The 17,806-nt window shown below is 75.9% G+C and carries 10 protein-coding genes; 5 read left to right on the top strand and 5 right to left on the bottom strand.

The annotated features are described in order from the left end of the window. Window positions 1–61: 61 nt before the first annotated feature. Entirely contained in the window at window positions 62–1,480 is a 1,419-nt protein-coding gene (locus OG295_RS15930) for an NAD(P)/FAD-dependent oxidoreductase (protein WP_371677474.1), read from the bottom strand. 341 nt (window positions 1,481–1,821) lie between these two features. Here OG295_RS15930 and OG295_RS15935 point away from each other — a divergent pair, with 341 nt between their 5' ends. Both OG295_RS15935 and OG295_RS15940 read left to right on the top strand, forming a co-directional pair. After that, entirely contained in the window at window positions 1,822–2,595 is a 774-nt protein-coding gene (locus OG295_RS15935; protein ID WP_371677475.1) for a TetR/AcrR family transcriptional regulator, read from the top strand. A gap of 595 nt (window positions 2,596–3,190) precedes the next feature. After that, window positions 3,191–5,191 carry a sigma-70 family RNA polymerase sigma factor gene (locus OG295_RS15940; protein WP_371677476.1) on the top strand — a complete coding sequence of 667 codons (2,001 nt, stop codon included), beginning with the start codon at window positions 3,191–3,193 and terminating at the stop codon, window positions 5,189–5,191. Here the strand turns inward: OG295_RS15940 and OG295_RS15945 are convergent. The 3 genes from OG295_RS15945 to OG295_RS15955 form a co-directional block, all read right to left on the bottom strand. After that, entirely contained in the window at window positions 5,178–8,489 is a 3,312-nt protein-coding gene (locus OG295_RS15945) for a BTAD domain-containing putative transcriptional regulator (protein WP_371677477.1), read from the bottom strand. The genes OG295_RS15940 and OG295_RS15945 overlap by 14 nt on opposite strands. Before the next feature lie 390 nt (window positions 8,490–8,879). Further along, entirely contained in the window at window positions 8,880–10,112 is a 1,233-nt protein-coding gene (lhgO, locus tag OG295_RS15950) for an L-2-hydroxyglutarate oxidase (protein WP_371677478.1), read from the bottom strand. A 19-nt stretch (window positions 10,113–10,131) separates the two neighbouring features. Then, window positions 10,132–11,883 (bottom strand): sporulation protein, encoded by a 1,752-nt coding sequence (locus OG295_RS15955; protein ID WP_371677479.1) that lies wholly within the window; start codon window positions 11,881–11,883, stop codon window positions 10,132–10,134. A 633-nt stretch (window positions 11,884–12,516) separates the two neighbouring features. Between OG295_RS15955 and OG295_RS15960 the strand changes: the two genes are divergently transcribed. Next, window positions 12,517–14,784: an asparagine synthase-related protein gene (locus OG295_RS15960; protein ID WP_371677480.1), complete on the top strand. Its 2,268-nt coding sequence runs from the start codon at window positions 12,517–12,519 to the stop codon at window positions 14,782–14,784. A gap of 64 nt (window positions 14,785–14,848) precedes the next feature. Here OG295_RS15960 and OG295_RS15965 read toward each other — a convergent pair whose 3' ends face one another. Continuing rightward, complete coding sequence (locus OG295_RS15965; RefSeq protein ID WP_371677481.1) at window positions 14,849–15,406, bottom strand: hypothetical protein; 558 nt, start codon at window positions 15,404–15,406, stop codon at window positions 14,849–14,851. Window positions 15,407–15,549: 143 nt separating this feature from the next. Between OG295_RS15965 and trmB the strand changes: the two genes are divergently transcribed. Beyond that, the gene (trmB, locus tag OG295_RS15970) at window positions 15,550–16,365 is read left to right on the top strand and encodes a tRNA (guanosine(46)-N7)-methyltransferase TrmB (RefSeq protein ID WP_371677482.1); all 816 of its coding nucleotides are present in this window, start codon (window positions 15,550–15,552) and stop codon (window positions 16,363–16,365) included. 65 nt (window positions 16,366–16,430) lie between these two features. Beyond that, entirely contained in the window at window positions 16,431–17,789 is a 1,359-nt protein-coding gene (locus OG295_RS15975; protein ID WP_371677483.1) for a PrsW family intramembrane metalloprotease, read from the top strand. Window positions 17,790–17,806: the final 17 nt, after the last annotated feature.

Here is a 17,806-nt window from a genome sequence, read left to right on the forward strand (position 1 = left end):
CTGTGCAGGCGTGAGCCCACCTATGGTCACACGTCCAGTGTGGCCGACCGCACTGACAACGTCAGCCCTGGCTGTCCTGCGGGGGGTCGGGGGTGGGGGGCGGCGGGAGGTGCGGACGGTGTCCGCCTGCGGCGAGTTCGAATTCTGCCCTGGGGTGTTCGAGGGAGCCGAGGGAAACGATCTCCCGCTTGAAGAGGCCCGAGAGGGTCCATTCGGCGAGGACGCGCATCTTGCGGTTGAAGGTGGGGACGCGGCTGAGGTGGTAGGCGCGGTGCATGAACCAGGCGGGGTAGCCCTTGAGCTTGCGGCCGTAGACGTGGGCGACGCCCTTGTGGAGGCCGAGGGAGGCGACGGAGCCGACGTACTTGTGGGCGTACTCGGTGAGGACTTCGTCGCGCAGGGCGGCGACGAGGTTGTCGGCGAGCTGTTTGGCCTGGCGGACGGCGTGCTGGGCGTTGGGGGCGCAGGTGGCGCCGGATTCGGCGGCGGTGATGTCGGGGACGGCTGCCGCGTCGCCGGCGGCCCAGGCGTGTTCGACGCCTTCGACGGTGAGGAAGGCGGTGCAGGCGAGGCGGCCGCGGTCGTTCTTGGGGAGGTCGGTGGCGGCGAGGACGGGGTGGGGTTTGACGCCCGCGGTCCAGACGATGGTGCGGGTGGGGAAGCGGGAGCCGTCGCTGAGGACGGCGACGCGGTTCTCGCAGGAGTCGAGGCGGGTCTCCAGGCGTACGTCGATGTTGCGGCGGCGCAGTTCGCGGACGGTGTAGGTGCCCATTTCGGGGCCGACCTCGGGGAGGATCCGGTCGCTGGCCTCGACCAGCACCCATTTCATGTCCTCGGGTTTGACGTTGTGGTAGTACCGGGCCGCGTAGCGGGCCATGTCCTCCAGCTCGCCGAGTGCCTCGACGCCTGCGTATCCGCCGCCCACGAAGACGAAGGTGAGGGCGGCGGCGCGGATCTCGGGGTCGCGGGTGGAGGAGGCGATGTCCATCTGCTCGATGACGTGGTTGCGCAGGCCGATGGCCTCTTCCACGGTCTTGAAGCCGATGCCGTAGTCGGCGAGGCCGGGGATGGGGAGGGTGCGGGAGACGGAGCCGGGGGCGAGGACGAGTTCGTCGTATTCGATCTCGATGTCGCCGGTGCCCTCCTCGGCGGTGGCGAGGGTGGTGACGGTGGCGGTCCGTTTGGCGTGGTCGATGCGGCGGGCCTCGCCGATGACGATGCGGCAGCGGTCGAGGACGCGGCGCAGGGGGACGACGACGTGGCGGGGGGAGATCGAGCCCGCGGCGGCCTCGGGGAGGAAGGGCTGGTAGGTCATGTAGGGCTCGGGTGTGACCACCGTGATCTCGGCTTCGCCGGATCTCAGCTTCCGCTGGAGACCGAGCGCCGTGTACATGCCGACGTATCCGCCTCCGACCACGAGGATGCGCGCGGGGGGCGGGGTGCCGGGTGCGTCGCCCCGGGAGTTAGCAGCCTTCACCATCCCATGACGCAACGTGGCCGGGAGTTTGTCCACAGGCCCGGCACATTGTGTGACCGGTGAGGGTGGCGGGACGGGTCTGCCGCGGGAGCCGGGTAGGGGGAAAGGTTCGCAGGTCAGGGCCTACGGAATGGTTGATTCCGGAGACTTGCGGCGGAAAAGTGGGGATGAATGCTCCGATCGGGCGGCGCTCCGTCCGGGGCTGCCTCTTCTGAATTGACTCTGGCTCAACTATGTTCGTATCTCGTCGAGGAGTAGGACCAGGGCCCCATGACCGTGGCCCCCCTCGACACGAAGGCGGGGAGTGTCTCCGGGGGGAGACATATGATTACCGGGGGATACATATGCATATTTCCGATTTCCATGGCTCTGTCACCGCGCTGTCCGCGGAGAGCGGCGGCCGCGTGATGGCGGGCGCCACGACCCACGGAGTGGGCCGTTCCACGCCGCTGCGCGTCGACGCCCAGCGCAACCTCGAACACGTCCTGCGGGCTGCCCGCGAGGTGTTCGGCGAGCTCGGCTACGGCGCTCCGATGGAAGACGTGGCGCGGCGCGCGCGGGTCGGTGTCGGGACCGTCTACCGGCGGTTCCCGAGCAAGGACGTCCTGGTCCGGCGGATAGCCGAGGAGGAGACCGCCCGGCTGACGGAGCAGGCCAAGTCCGCCCTCGGCCAGGAGGAGGAGCCCTGGCAGGCGCTGTCGCGCTTCCTGCGGACCTCCGTCGCCTCGGGCGCGGGCCGGCTGCTGCCGCCGCAGGTCCTGCGCGTCGGTGCCGCCGAGGAGGACGGGTCCGAGGAGGAAGCCGCCGCGGCGCGTGTGCCGCAGCAGCGGCAGGCCGTCGTGGCCGGGGTGCCGGACCTGCGGGTCGTGGGCTCGCGCAGCTCCGTCGAGGACGAGCCGGCGGAGGACTCCGGGGCGGGTGCACTGCTGGAGGTCGTCGGGCGGCTCGTGGACCGGGCCCGGGAGGCCGGCGAGCTGCGGGCCGATGTCACGGTGGCCGATGTGCTGCTGGTGATAGCGACCGCCGCTCCCGCACTGCCGGACCCGGCACAGCAGGCCGCGGCTTCGGCCCGACTGCTGGACATCCTGCTCGAAGGGCTGCGGTCCCGGACGGTGTGAGCCGTGGCGGGGGCCTGACCCGGCCGGGTGGTCTGAGCCGTGCCCGGGTGGCCTGAGCCGTTGCGAGTCGCGCCGGGGGTCTGAGTCGGTGTGAGCCGTGCGGGTGGTCCTGTCCGGGAGGACAGGGTCGCCTGCACGGACCGGCCGGGAGGGCTGCCTGGGTGGTGCCGTGCGCGGGGGCTCCGTACAGGAGTGCCGTGCGGGAGCGACCTGTGGGAGTGCCGTCGGGTTCTGCCGGTCCCCGGTTGCCGTCGGGGTGTGGCGGGGTGGGTGACGGCGGGCCCCGGGCGGAGTGGTCCGGGAAGGGTGGTCCGGGAAGGGTGGTCCGGGGGCGGTCCGGGGTGCGGTGGTTCGGGGGCTTTCGGCGAGGGCCGGGTCCGGCGGGCGGGCGCGTTGCTTCCGGTCGGTTCGTCAACGGGCACCAGCGGGGCGGCAGTCGCTCGAACGGGTGAGTCCCGTTTTTTCGGTGGTGTCATCGAGTCGCCGGAACTTGCCCGGACGGGTGGATGCCGCGCAGAGGCATCCGGGGCACCGGCGCCGTGTGACACGCTGGATCGGTGTACCGGGCTGAGTGTGTCGTGCGGGGGCTTCCGCGATGAGCGTTGACGGGCGGGACGAGTCCCCCGCTGGTTCGGGCGGGGAGGCCGGGCCGGGGAGCCTGCCCCCGCGGCAGGTGCCGGCCCAGCGCGAACCCGGTGGACGGCACGCCGCTCCGCGGCCGGGTGGTGCCGATCTGCCGCCGTCCGACGCCGATTTGATCGCCCGGATGCGCGGCGGTGACGACGGCGCGTACGAGGAACTCTTCCGTCGGCACTCCGAGGCCGTACGCCGGTACGCACGCACCTGTTGCCGGGACGGGCACACCGCCGACGACCTGACCGCCGAGGTGTTCGCGCGGACGCTCCAGGCGGTGCGGGGTGGTGCCGGGCCGGACCAGTCGGTGCGGGCATACCTGCTCACCACCGTGCGGCGGGTCGCCGCGGCCTGGGGGAAGACCGCCCGGCGGGAGCATCTGGTCGAGGACTTCGCGCTGTTCGCGGAGCAGGCGGCGGCCGGTACCGAGGGCACCGGCGGGCTGGGCGGGATGTCCGGTGCGGACGGCCTGGAACTGGGCGCGGACGTCCGGGCGATGCACGAGGCCGAGCGGTCGCTCGCCCTGCAGGCCTTCCGGAGCCTGCCGGAGCGGTGGCAGGCCGTGCTGTGGCACACCACGGTCGAGGAGGCCTCGCCGAGTGCGATCGCCCCGCTGTTCGGGCTGAGCGCCAACGCGACGGCGGTGCTGGCCAGCCGGGCCCGGGAGGGCCTCAAGCAGGCCTACCTCCAGGCGCACGTGAGTTCCGCGCTCGTCGAGGGCGGCGACTGCGCGCGGTACGCGGACCGGCTGGGCGCCTATGCCCGGGGCGGGTTGCGGATGCGGGCGGAGCGGGGGCTGCGCAAGCACTTGGAGGAGTGCGCGAAGTGCCGGCTCGCCGCCGGGGAGCTGAAGGACGTCAACGCGGGGATTCCCGCGCTGCTGCCGGTCGCGGTCATCGGGTGGTTCGCCGCCGGGTACGCAGCCAAGGCGGCCGGGGTCGTGGCGGGTGGGGCCGTCGCGGCCGGTGGGGCGGGAGCCGCTGCCGCCGCCGCGGGCGGTTCCTCCGCGGGGGCCGGTGCAGCGGGTACGGCCGGGGCGGGGGCCGGTGCCGCGGGTACGGCCGGGGCGGGGGCGGCCGGAGGGACCGGGGGTGCCGGGGCGGGGGCCGGGGGTGCCGCCGTCGCCGAGGGGCTCGGGCTGCCCGCCAAGGCCGCCCTCGCCGCCGGGATAGCGGTCGCCGCGGCGGCAGGGGTGGTGTTCGCCCTCGCCGGGGACGAGCCCGAACCGCAGGCCGCGGCGAAGCCCGCACCCGGGGTGGTGGCTCCGGCCGTGCCGAAGCCGCCCGCGTCCGCGGCTCCGGAGAGCAGCGCGCCGGGGGCTCCGTCGCCGGCCGCGCCGGAACCCGTGCCGCCCCGGCGCTCTCCGCAACCTTCGGCTCCCGTGCCGGGGCCGCCGACGCCCTCGGTCCCGCCCCCGGCCCCGGCCCCGGCGTCGAAGCCGCCGTCGGCCTCGCCCGTGCCGGAGCCGCCTCGGAGCCCGACGCCCACGCCGTCACCCGTCAAGCCCTCGCCGAAGCCCCCGTCGGCCCGGGACTTCCAGCTGGCGCGGCTCGGGCACTCCGCGTTCGGGCAGCACACCGGGCCGGAGGTGGAGACCTGGCGCAGCAGCTGGGTGTGGCAGCGGTGGGGGCTGGAGGTGGGCGACCGGCGTTTCGGGCAGGGCGTCACGGTGAACTCCCGCTCCTCGGTGGAGATCGCCCTCAACCGGCAGTGCACCGGCTTCTCGGCGCGCGCCGGGGTGGACGGGCTGTCGCTGCCGACCGACGGGAAGCTGCGGTTCTCCGTCTACGGCGACGGGCAGCGGCTGTGGCGTTCGGGGGCGCTGGGGTACGGCGACGCCCCGGCGGACGTCCAGGTGTCCCTGGCCGGGCACACGACGCTGCGGCTGGTGGTGGAACAGGCCGGGCAGGGGCATCTGCCGACGCTGGCGAGCTGGGCGGACTCGGTGATCAGCTGCCGCTGAGCGCGGTGGGGGCGGCGAGCAGGGCGGCCACCTCGGCGGGGCCGAGGGTCCGGCCCTCCGCTTCGGCCGCGGCCTGGCCGGCCGCCCCGAGCAGGGCGCGGGTGCGGGCCGGGAGGCCCTCCAGGGCGGCCTCCTCGGGGACCGGACGGGGGTGGCCCGCGCGCCAGGCGGTGGCCGCCGCGAGGACCCGTACGCTCTCGGCCGGACGGTCGGTGTCCGCCAGCAGCAGGGCGGCGGTCTCGGCGAGGGTGGCCAGGAACCGCTCCGCGCAACGGGCGGCGACCGCGTCGGCGAGGCCCTGGGCGGCCTTGGCGAGGCCGGCTTCCGGGCCCTGTTCGCGGGCGAGGAGGACGGCTTCGACGGTGTCCAGCCCGGCCGCGAACTGCGGGGGTCCCGTGATGCCGTCCGCCGCGGCGCGGGCGCCCTGCCATTCGGCGCGGGCCCGGACGGTGTCGCCGCGCTGGAGGGTGAACATCGCGGCGAGGAGCCCGGCGAAGGCGGCGACGTCGTACACACCGCCCTGCCGTTCGGCCTCCTGCTCGGCCTCGGCCAGGAGGCACTCGGCGCCGTCGAGGTCGCCGCCGCTGTAGGCGGCCTCCGCGATGCGGGCGATGGCGAAGGGGGCCTCGGTGTGGGCGCCGACCTCGCGGGCCAGGCGCAGGCACTCCTCGTACTCGGCGCGGGCGTCGTCGAACCGGCCGCGCGAGAGGGCCAGTTCCCCGGCGGCACTGGCGACCTGTGCGCGGGTCCAGCGGTCGCCGATCCGGGAGGCGATCCGGCGGAGCTCGGCGAGGTCGGCGTCCACGGTGGGCAGGCCGCCGGTCGTGTCGATGGCGGTGTGCGTGCGGAGCATGAGGATGACGCCGAGTTCCCAGTCCCCCGCATGGCGGCGCGCGTTGGCGACGCCCCGGTCGAGGTCGGCCAGGAAGTCGGGGGTCTGGCCGGTGAGGAAGCCCAGCGCGGGCCAGAGCATCCCCGGGAAGCGGGTGGACTCCGGCGACTCCCGGCGGAAGGCCTCCCGCATGCGGGTGGCGAGGGCCCGGTACTCGGGGGTGTGGAAGTGGTCGCCCCGGTTGCTCTCGGCCAGCAGGAACATGTGGAGGATCCGCAGGCGCATGCAGCCCCAGTACGCGGGCGAGCTCTCGGGCGGGTCCTCGGGGGTGCGGTCGAGGATGCGGCCGATCCATTCGACGCCCTCGACGCGGTAGTTGCGCAGCCACCAGAACCAGCCCAGGGAGAGCGCGATGCGCTGGGCGGACTCCGTGGCGTCCGGGGCCTGCGGGGTGGCGGTGCCGAGGGTGGTGTCGAGCGCGGAGCGGAGGTTGTCGAGCTCGGTCTCGACGCGCCGGATCCAGGGGAGCTGGACCGCGGAGCGGATCAGGGGTTCGGCGTGCTCGGCGAAGGCGAGGTAGTGCGCGGCGTGGCGGTGGGCGGTGGCGCGCAGGGCGGCCGGGTCGGCGGCGGCGCGTTCGGCGGCGTACTCGTGGATGGTCTCCAGCATGCGGTAGCGCATGCCGGGCGAGGTCTCGTCCTCGTCGGGTTCGGCGAGGACGAGGGACTTGCCGACGAGTGAGCCGAGGACGTCGGCGACGTCGAGGGTGCCGTGGCCGTAGCCGTGGCCGTAGCCGTGGCCGTGGCCGTGGCCGTGGCCGTTTCCGTCGTCGCCGTCGTCGCCCGGTTCGGCGCAGACGGCTTCGGCGGCGGCCAGGTCGCAGCCGCCCGCGAAGACCGACAGACGGGCGAGGACGGCCCGTTCGGAGGCGTCGAGGAGGTCCCAGGACCAGTCGACGACCGCACGCAGGGTCTGCTGGCGGGGCAGCAGGGTGCGGGCGCCGCCGGTGAGGAGGCGGAAGCGGTCGTCGAGCCGGTCGGCGATCTGGCGCGGGGTGAGCAGCCGCAGCCGCGCGGCGGCCAGTTCGATGGCCAGCGGCAGTCCGTCGAGGCGGGCGCAGATCTCGGCGACGGCGGCGGGATCGTCGCCGGGGGTGAAGCCGGGGCGGGCGGAGGCGGCGCGCTCGGCGAAGAGCCGGTGCGCGGGGGCGGGCGGCAGGGGTTCGAGGGGGCGCAGGAACTCGCCCGGCACGCCGAGGGGTTCGCGGCTGGTGGCGAGGATGCGGACGCCGGGGCAGTGGGTGAGGAGGCGTTCGGCGAGTTCGGCGGCGGCGCCGATGACGTGCTCGCAGTTGTCGAGGACGAGGAGCAGGCTGCGGTGCGCGCAGTGCTCGACGAGGAGGTCGGTGGGGTCGGCGGTGGTGGCCTTCTCGCGGGCGACGAGGCTGCTCTCGCGCAGGCCGAGGGCGCTGAGGACGGCGCCGGGTACGGCGGCGGGGTGGTCGAGCCGGGCGAGTTCGACGAGCCAGCCGGAATCCGGCTGGTCGGCGGCGGCGTGCTCGGCGAGCCGGGTCTTTCCGGAGCCGCCGGGGCCGGTGAGGGTGACGAGCCGGAAGCGGGCGAGGTCGCCGGCGAGCGCGGCGAGTTCGGGCTCGCGGCCGACGAAGGAGGTCAGGCGGGGGCGGAGGTTGCCGCGGGGCTGCGGGGGCGGGGGCGGCGGGGACTGGAGCAGCTCCGCGTGCAGGGCGCGGAGCCGCGGGCCGGGGTCGGTGCCGAGGCGTTCGGCGAGATCGCGTCGAGTGCGCTCGTACGCGGCGAGCGCGTCGGCGGGGCGTCCGGCGGCGCGGAGTGCGCGCAGCTGCTGGGCGCGCAGTTCTTCGTCGTACGGATGCTCGTGGATCAGCGCCTCGATCTCCGGCAGGAGTGCGGCCGGTGCGGTGGCGCCGCTGTGCAGGTCCGCCTCGACGCGGTCGCGCGCGGCGCGGGTGCGGCGGGCCTCGGTGGCGGCGGCGAGGGAGGTGCGGGCGGGCTCGGGGAGGTCGGCGAGGGCGGGGCCGCGCCAGAGCGAGAGGGCCTCTCGGAGGGTGGCCGCCGCCGCGGCGGGGTCGGCGGCGGGCGCGGCGAGCTGCTCGGCGCCGAGGGCCGCGAGCCGGGTGAAACGGTGCAGGTCGACGTCCTCGCGGGCCGCGGCGAGGCGGTAGCCGCCGGCGGGGTCGGCGCGGACGCTGTCGCGGGACCCCAGGGTGCGGCGCAGCCGGGAGACGAGGGCCTGAAGGGCGGCGGGGGCGTCCTGGGGCGGATCGTCGCCCCAGACCTCGTCGACGAGATCGGCGACGGGGGCGGCGGCGGGGCCGCCGGCGCGCAGGGCGAGCGCGGCCAGGAGCGCGCGCAGGCGGGCGCCGCCGAGGGGAAGGGGGGCGCCGGTCTCGTCACGTGCCTCGGTGATGCCGAGGATGAGGTACCGCACCGGGCAATTCTGCCCTGCCCCCGCGGGAAGCGACGCGGGATTTCCCGGCCCCGGCTCCCGACCTCGGCGGGTTCGCCCGGCCCCCGGCCTCGGCCACGGGCCACGGCCCACGGCCCACGGGGACGGCCCACGGCCCACCCGGACGGTCCCGCCCCGGTTCGGGCGACGCCCCTGCGGGGACGGGCGAACCCGTAGGGGCCGGGCGCGGCGCCGCCGGCTGCCGCTGGGGCGAGGCACCGGGCGAGCGGGCCGTGCCCGGGCTCCCGGGGCTGCGCCCGTGCTCCCGGGGCTCCGCCCCCGACCCCGCGCCTCCGACCCCGCGCCCGCGCCTCCGTGCCTCCGCCTCCGACGCCGGCTCCGACCGGGCTGGATCTCTCCCGGTGGGACGGTTCAGGACGTGCGGAGGGTGGTGAGGGTGCGGGTGGCGATCTCCTGGCCGATGGGGAGGGACGCGGTCGCCGCCGGTGACGGGGCGTTGAGGACGTGGACCGTGCGCGGGGCCTCGCGGATGAGGAAGTCGTCCACGAGGGTCCCGTCCCGCAGGACGGCCTGCGCGCGGACTCCGGACCCGGCCGGGGTGAGGTCCGCGGCGGTGACGCCGGGCAGGAGGCGGCGTACCGCGTCCGTGAAGGCCCGCTTCGACAGCGAGCGGTGGATCTCCCCGGCCCCGTAGCGCCAGTGCCGGGACGCCATCCGCCAGGATCCCGGCCAGGCCAGCTCGGTGGCGAGGTCGCGGGGCCGGACGGTGGCCCAGTCGTAGCCCTCGCGGGCCAGCGCCGGGACGGCGTTCGGGCCGACGTGGACGCCGCCGCCGATGCCGCGGGTGAGGTGGACGCCGAGGAAGGGGAACGCCGGGTCGGGCACCGGGTAGACCAGACCCCGGACCAGCTCCGGGCGGGCCAGATCGTGGTACTCGCCGCGGAAGGGGATGATCCGCATGCCGGGGTCGTCACCGGCGAGGCGGGCGATCCGGTCGCACTGCAGGCCGGCGCAGTTCACCAGCACCTTCGCCCTGACCACCAGCCCGGACGTGGTGCGCACCGCGACGGCGGAGGGGCGGCGGGAGATCAGGTCCACCTCGGCGCCGTAGAGGATCTCGGCGCCGGAGGACTCCGCGAGCTGCGCCGCGACCTGCCCGTAGTCGACGATGCCGGTCGTGCCGACGTGGATGGCGGCGAGGCCCCGGATCTCCGGCTCGTACTCCGCGATCTGCGCGGGGCCGAGCTCGCGCACCGGGATGCCGTTCTCGCGACCGCGCTGGACGAGGGAGTGCAGGCGCGGCAGCTCCGCGCGCTCGGTGGCGACGATCAGCTTGCCCGTCACCTCGTGGGCGATGCCGTGCTCCGCGCAGAACTTCACCATCTCGGCGGCCCCGCGCACCGCGAAGCGCGCCTTGAGCGATCCCGGGCGGTAGTAGATGCCGCTGTGGATCACCCCGCTGTTGCGGCCCGTCTGGTGCCGGGCGGGGCCGGTCTCCTTCTCCAGTACGGTCACCCGCGTCCCCGGGGCCAGCCGCGACAGGGCATGCGCCGTCGACATGCCGACGATCCCGCCACCGATCACCAGCACATCGCAGTCCACGCCGCCGCCCACGCTGACACCTCCCACCCCTGCATACTGCACCCCGCCACCGACAGAGCGGCTACGCGGGTGTCACCAGGAGCGGTCGGGCCCGCTCGCGCAGCTCCGCGACGCGCGGTTCGTCCCCGTACGGTTCCAGCCGGTGCAGCAGGTCCCGTACGTACTCGTTGGTCCGTGCCGAGGAGATCCGGCCCGCGACCTCCACGGCCCGGGTGCCGGCCGCGCAGGCCGCGTCGAGGTTGCCGGACTCCAGCTCGGCGACCGCGCTCACCACGAGCCGCAGCCCGTGTGAGCGTACGTACTCCTCGGTGGGGCGGGACAGCGCCTGTTCGGTGAAACGCCGGACCTGGCGAGGGAGTTTCAGGTCCCGGTAGCATTCCGCGGCATCCGCCGCGAAACGGTCGTACGAGTAGAAACCCAGCCAGATCGGATCGGCGTCACCCTCACGGGAACGCTCCAGCCAGCCCTCGGCGGCCCGCAGCGCGGCCCCGGCGGCGGCCGAGTCGCCCGCCTTCGCGTGGGCGCGGGCCTCGACGAGGCGGAAGAAGCTCATGGTGCGGGCGGTGGCCAGGCCCCGGTTGCGTTCGACGGCGGCCTGGGCGAGGTCCACTCCTTCGTCGGGGAAGTCCCGGTAGGTCGCCTGGAGCGACATCGAGGCCAGGACGTAACCGCCGAGCGGTACGTCGGCGGCCGCGCGGGCCAGCCGCAGCGCCTGGATGTAGTAGCGCTGGGCCGCCTCCTGCTGGCCGGTGTCGAAGGCCATCCAGCCCGCCAGCCGGGTCAGTTCGGCGGTGGCGCCGAAGAGGGCGCGGCCCACCTCGTCGCTGTACGAGCCGAGCAACAGCGGCGCGGCGTCGACCCGCAGGCACTCGGGGACCATCGACGAACGCCAGTCGCCGCCGCCGTACTTGGAGTCCCAGCGGCGGGCGTCCTCGGCGGCCTCGCGCAGCTTCGCGACGTCGCTGTGGCCGACGCGCTGCGGGGAGGCGTCCGAGAGCACGGCGGGAGCGGCGGGGGCCGTGGCCGCGGGAGCGGCGGGGGCCTGCTGACCGGTTTCGGATCCGGGCCGGGCGGGCACAACGCCTTGCGCAGGGGTCCGTACGGACGGTCCGGGCACACCGGACGCCTGCCGGGGCGCCACGGCCCTGGCCACCCCGCCGATCGCACCGGCCCGCTCGGTCCCGGCGGTACCGGTGGCTCCGGCAGTACCGGCGGCTCCGGCGGTCCCACTGGCTCCGGCGGCCCCAGTGGCTCCCGCGGTCCCGGCGGCCGCACCAGCGGTCTCCCCGGCCGCCTGAACCGGAACCGGAAGCGGAGCCTTCTCCCGTACGGGACCCGGTTCGCGCGCCACCGAGCTGTCGGCCGGAGATATCAGCCAGCGCGACGCGGGCGTCGCGTACGCCGACACCGCGAAGGACCCGGCGAGCGACTGCCAGATCCCGCCACCGCCCCGCCGCCCCGCGAGGTCGAGCCGGTAGAGGTCGGTCGCCGACCGCACGGCCGCGCCGATGTCGCGCGGGAAGGCCAGCCCGACCTCGGGCGCGGGGTCCGCGTCCGCCAGCCCGATCTCGTGCAGCGGCACCGGGCGCCCCAGCTTCGCGCCGATGGCCGCCGCGATCAGGTGCGGCGCGGCGCCCTGGGGCACCATCCCCTTCGACACCCACCGCGCGACCGAGGTCTTGTCGTACCGGAGCGTCAGACCGCGCTGCGCGCCGAGGTCGTTGACCCGCCGGGCCAGTCCCGCGTTGCTGATGCCCGCGAGGGCGAGGACGGCGCCGAGCTTCTCATTGGGCTCGCGGAGCTCCCTGGACATGCGCCACCCCTCGTCACACGCGGAACGCAGACGCCGCCGGGGCATAGGCGCCCGGCATTTCGTAAACCCAGCGTAGTTCCCCGCCTCCCAAGCGTTAAGGCCCCGACTTCCGTATGGCGGGATTGTTGTCCGTATGCACAGTCCGGGCGGGGCCCGCCCCCGGGGCGCACGTGTCAGCTCGTGCTCCGCCCGTGTGGCCGTGCGCCCGGCCGTGCGCTCTGGCCGGTCCCGGGGCCCGGCGATTCGATGTGCGGTGCGTGGGTCGGCCCGCCGCGTGGAACCGGAGGGCCGGGGGATGCCGCCGCCTCAATCCCCGCGGGTGGCGGAACGGTCCGGGGGGTGGAGACCGCCTCCCGGGCCGCGGCCCGCGCGCGGACCGCCGCGGGCACTCAGCACGGCCGAAGAATGGCCGAAACCGACCTATGGGGCGGTGGGAACGGAACACCAAATACCGTGTGGCCGGGGCGTGTTCGTTTGCATGCGCGCCCCCGAAGCCACTCTCGCACGCCCGTCTCGTGGCAGCATGGACCCCGAGCCACCCGGGGTCCCGCCGGCCGCGCCCTCCGGCGCCGACCGCGTCGTCCGTGCCGTCCGTTGCCCCGGTCATGTGCCCACGGGCTGGGGGAGGCGGCGGTGCGCTGGTTGGTCGGGTGGAGCAGTATCGCCGCGAGCTTCGGCACGGCCGGCCGGGTCTCCCACCAGGGCGAACCGCCCCGCGGCGGCGGCCGGGCCGACTACGCGGACCCCGCCCACGGGGCGTACGGACCCCAGGGCGCGTACGGACCCCCCGGGGCGCACCCCCACGCGGCCCCGCCGCGCGGCGGCATCGCGGACGCCGCGTACGCCGACGATCCGGCCGCCCAGGACGCGGAACGCACCGTCCACCCCGTCGGCGCCCAACTGCTCTGGGGCGACCCCGACCCCCTCTGGGCCGTCGGCGACTGGCGCCCCGACGAGATCCGCACCGTCACCGCCGACCCCGCGGACCCCTTCACCCGGCTCGCCGTCCTCGGCTGCTGCGGCGCCTCCGACGCCGAGCTGCGCCGCGCCCTCTACGCCGCCCGCGGCGGAGCCCTGCGCCACCTCACCGAGTGGTCCGGCAGCTACACCGCCGTCGTCCAGGCCGGCCGCCGCATCACCGTCCTCGGTGACCTCGCGGGGGCCCGGCCCGTCTTCTACACGCCCTGGGCGGGCGGCACCGCGTACGCCACCGCCGCCCTCCCGCTCGCCGACCTGATCGAGGCGCAGCTCGACGTCGGCCACCTCGCGGCCCTGCTGGCCTGCCCCGACAGCCCCGAGGCGCTGGGCGACGGCACACCGTACGTCGGCGTGCGGCGGATCCCGCCCGGCCACACGCTGATCCTGCGCGAGGGCTCCCGGGAGATCACCGGGTACGAGCCGGTGGCCTCCCTCGCGGTGGCCGCGCCCGAGTCCGACCCGGAGCGCGCGGTGGAGGGCGTACGGGAAGCGTTGACGGCCGCGGTGCGCGCCCGGCTCACGGCGCCCCGGCATGCTCCCGACGTACTGGTGACCGACCCCGGCCCCGTGCCCGGAATGGGACCCGCCGACCGGCGTGCGGCCCGGGGCGCCCCAGCGCCCGGGGTGGGCGCCGACCTCTCCGGCGGCAGCGCCTCGGCGACGCTGGCCCTCCTCGCCGCCGGGCTCCCGGGCTCCCCCGGCACCCTGCCCGGCACCGGCTCCCGGCTCCTCGCCGTCACCTTCAACGACCTGGCCACCCCCCAGGGCCGCGAGGCCGAGCTCGAACGCGCCCACGCCCTCGCCGCCGACCCCCGGCTGCACCACGTCGTGGTGGCCGCGGCCGCGGAGGCCCTGCCCTACGCGGAACTCGACGGCCCGCTCACCGACGAACCCGGCCCGTCCCTGGTCACCGCCGCCCGTGAGCGGCGGCGGCTGGCGGCCGGCTCCGCGGACCACTTCACCGGGCACGGGGCCCGCCAGGTCCTGGACGCGCACCCCGCCCGCATGGCCGACCTCCTGCTGGACCGCAGACGCCGCCACCTGCTGCGCCCGGTCGCCGCCCTCGCCCGCGCCGCCTCGGCCTCCGGGGAGTCCCTCCTCGTGCCGCTCACCGTGTACTCGGCGGCCCGCCGCCTGGCCCGTACGCCGTACCGCGCGGGCATCGAGGCGGCGGCGGCCCGGCTGCGCGAGGGCGGGGTCGCCGCCACGGTCTCGGGGCCGGTCGACGCCTCCCTGGCGGCCCTGACCTGGTCCCGCCCGGGACCGGCCGCGGGCTGGCTGACCGGGGAGGCGCTGGCGGAAGTATCGATCCGCCTCCGGGCCGCCGCCGGACGCCCCCCGCTCTCGCTGCGGCCCGGTGAGGCCCGCGCCCGCGCGCTGCTGGCCCGCCACGCGGCCGACCACCGGGTCTTCGAGCAGGCCGTGGAGGTCCGCAGCCAGCGCCTGCACGCGCCGTTCCTCGACAACCAGGTCGTACGGGCCGCGCGCGCCCTGCCGGAGTCCCTGCGGGTGCAGCCCGGGGCCCGCGCCGAGATCCTGCGCAGCGTGCTGGCCTCCGCCGGGGTGCGGGAACTGCCGCCCGGGTGGGGCGCCTCCGCCCACACCCCGAACGAGACCGCGACCCGGCTCGGGCTGCGGGCCGCCCTGCCCGGCCTGCTCTCCCTGTTCTCCGCCCCGCTGCTGGCCGACGCCGGGCTGATCGAGGCCCGGGTCGTGCAGCGGGCCCTGTCCGAGGCCGCCGACGGCAAGCCCGTACCGCTCGACGGGCTGGCGGAGCTCGTCTCGATGGAGCTGTGGCTGCGCCGCCTCCTCGCCCGCCGCGGAACCTGCTGGACGGGCACCTCCACCCCGCGCCGCCGGGCGGTCCCGGCCCTCGACGCCTCCCTGCCGCGTCTGACCCGCGGCGCGCCGGCCGCCCGCTAGGGCCTCCGGCGAGGCGGCCGTTCGCCAGGGCCTGCCGGTCCCGGCAAGATCCGGAAGAGACGGCCTAAGCCGCGTCGGCCGCCGTACGGGGCCCGGCGGCGAGGGCGGACCACCACACCGAGGCGAGCAGCAGCACCCCCGGGGCGATCCCGGCGACGGACGCCACCACCGCGGGTCCCGCGCCGGCCGCGCCCAGGACCATTCCGGCGGCGGCACAGGCCGACATCGCGGCGCCGAGCACGCGCAGCGAGGCCTGGTGCCAGACGGCCGCGAGGCCGAAGAAGTGCAGTCCGACGACGAGCGCGATCCACGCCCCCGTCAGGTGCGGGGCGTAGACGTTCACGACGGCGACCCCGGCCAGTGCGGCGATCACCTCACCGGCCACCACGAGCCAGTAGCGCCGCCCGAAGGCCGTACGCGCCGCTCCGGCGTCGCCGCCGCCGTCGCCGTCGCCACCGGTGGGGTCCGCCGGGCGCCGGGACACGAAGAACAGGCCCACGAACGCGGCCACCGCGAGCAGCCGCAGCGGGACGGCGGCCGGCGCCACGGCGCCGGCGTTCGCCCCGATGAAGACGAGGCCGAAGGCACCGCCGATGATCAATCCCGTACGCCCCTGTGTCATGGCGCACAGTGTGCCGAAATCCGATCATGGACTCCATGCGGAGGGAGCCCCTCCACCCGCTCCGCACCGCCCCGCACCGGCGCCCGTCGGCCGGACCGCGCCCCGGCCGGGTCAGGGCACCCGCGTCGTAGAATCGGCGCATTGTGTCTGAGTCCCCGAACCCCCAGCCCAGCCTCCCGGACACCGCGCCCGAGGCGACCGCGTACGTGCCCCCCAAGTGGCGCACCGAGCCCCGTTTCCCCGACGGCCCCGCGCCCGACCCCGCCGGATCGCACCACGAGCGGCGGATCCGCAGCTTCCAGCCGCGCCGCAGCCGGGTCACCACCGGCCAGGGCGAGGCGCTGAAGCGCCTGTGGGGGACCTGGGGGCTCGACATCGACGGCCACGAGGTCATCGACCTCCACCGCCTCTTCGACGGCCTGCCCGTGGTCCTGGAGATCGGCTTCGGCATGGGCGAGGCCACCGCCCAGATGGCCGCCGCCGACCCCTCGACCGGTGTCCTCGCCGCCGACGTGCACACCCCGGGCCAGGGCAACCTGCTCGCCCTCGCGGAGCGCGCCGGCCTCACCAACGTCCGCGTGGCCAACGGCGACGCCATCATCCTGCTCCGCGAGATGCTGCCGCCCGACTCCCTCGCCGGACTGCGCGTGTACTTCCCGGACCCGTGGCCCAAGGCCCGCCACCACAAGCGGCGGCTGATCCAGCCCGAGTTCCTCGACCTGGCCGCCACCCGCATGGCGCCGGGGGCCCTGCTGCACTGCGCGACGGACTGGGAGCCGTACGCGGAGCAGATGCTCGAAGTCCTCAGCGCACACCCGGAGTTCGAGAACACGCAGGCCGACGGCGGCTACGCGCCGCGCCCCGAGTTCCGCCCCCTCACCCGCTTCGAGGGCCAGGGACTCGACAAGGGCCACGTCGTCCACGACCTCCTCTTCACCCGCGTCCGCCCCAAGAACTGACAAACATCACTCCGAGTGTCCGAGCGGCTCGGTAGGGTCACCATGTGCTCCGAGCGCTCTCCCGTGTGCTCGCACGCACACCGGACCCGGTCCGCGTGTGCGTGCCCGTCACCCTGCTCACCGCGACCGGGTTCACCATCCTGGAACTCGTGCGGGAGCAGACCGGCACCGCCGGTTTCCTCGTAGGACTCGGCCTGGCCCTGCTGCCCGTACCGCCGCTGATGGCGGCGTTCCGGTGGCTCGGCCGGGCCGCGCCCGCCCCCTGGCGGCAGTTGATGTTCTGCTTCGGCTGGGGGGCCTGCACCGCGGCGCTGATCGCGATACTGGCGAACAGTTTCGCGACCGAGTGGATAGCCGCGGCCACCACCGACCCCTTCGACGCCGACCGGTTCGGCTCGGTGGCGATCGCCCCGGTCGTGGAGGAGAGCGCCAAGGCCGCGGCGCTGCTCCTCGTCTTCGCCTTCCGAAGACGGCAGTTCACCGGCCCGGCCGACGGGTTCGTGCTGGCCGGGTTCACCGCCACCGGCTTCGCCTGCACCGAGAACGTCCTCTACCTGGGCAACGCCTTCGAAGAGGACCTCGCCAAGGGCACCGGCGTCCTGGACTCCATGACGGCGGCGACGTTCTTCGTGCGGGCGGTGCTGTCGCCGTTCGCACACCCCCTGTTCACCGTGCTGACCGGGCTCGGCGTCGGCATGGCCGCGGTCGGTGCGGGCCGCGCGCGCCGGACGGGCCCGCCCTTGCTGGGCCTGGGCCTCGCCATGGGTCTGCACGCGCTGTGGAACGGCTCCTCACATTTCGGTGAGTACGGTTTCTACGCGGTCTACGGCTGCGTGATGGTCCCGGCGTTCGCGCTGCTGCTGGGGCTGGCCGTGCGGATACGGCGTCACAGACTGCGCGCCGTCGCCGCCGAGCTGTCGGTGTACGCCCGCGCGGGCTGGCTCGGCCCGGCGGAGGTCCCGGCGCTGGCCTCTATGCCGGCCCGGTCCCTGGCGCGGGCCCTGGCCCGCCGCAGCGGTGGCCGGCCCGCCGCCCGGGCGGTCTCCCGCTACGCGGCGGACGCCGCCGCCCTCGCCCTGCTGCGCCGGCACGCCCGGCAGACCGCCGGCCCCGACCGGGATCCCGCCCGCGACCGGGACTTCGCCGTACGGGAACGGGAGTTGCTGGACCGCCTCTGGCTCCGCCGGGCGACAGCCGCGCCCGTCCTGGCGCGGGCCGCGGTGCTGGAGGAGCTGCTGCCGCCGTGGTACGACCCGCTGGCCGGCCCGCACACCCCCCGGCCGCCCCAGGCCTCCCGGGAGCCCCTGGCCACCCGGCCGGCGCCGCCCTTCGCCCGGCCGACGACACCGGCGGCACCGGCACCGGCCCCGATCGCGGTGCCGCCCCCCAGGACCCCGGCGCTGTCCGCCTCCGTCCGCCCCTGAAGACCGGCGCCTCGGCG

The sequence above is a fragment of the Streptomyces sp. NBC_01276 genome (genome assembly GCF_041435355.1).
Lineage (GTDB): Bacteria > Actinomycetota > Actinomycetes > Streptomycetales > Streptomycetaceae > Streptomyces.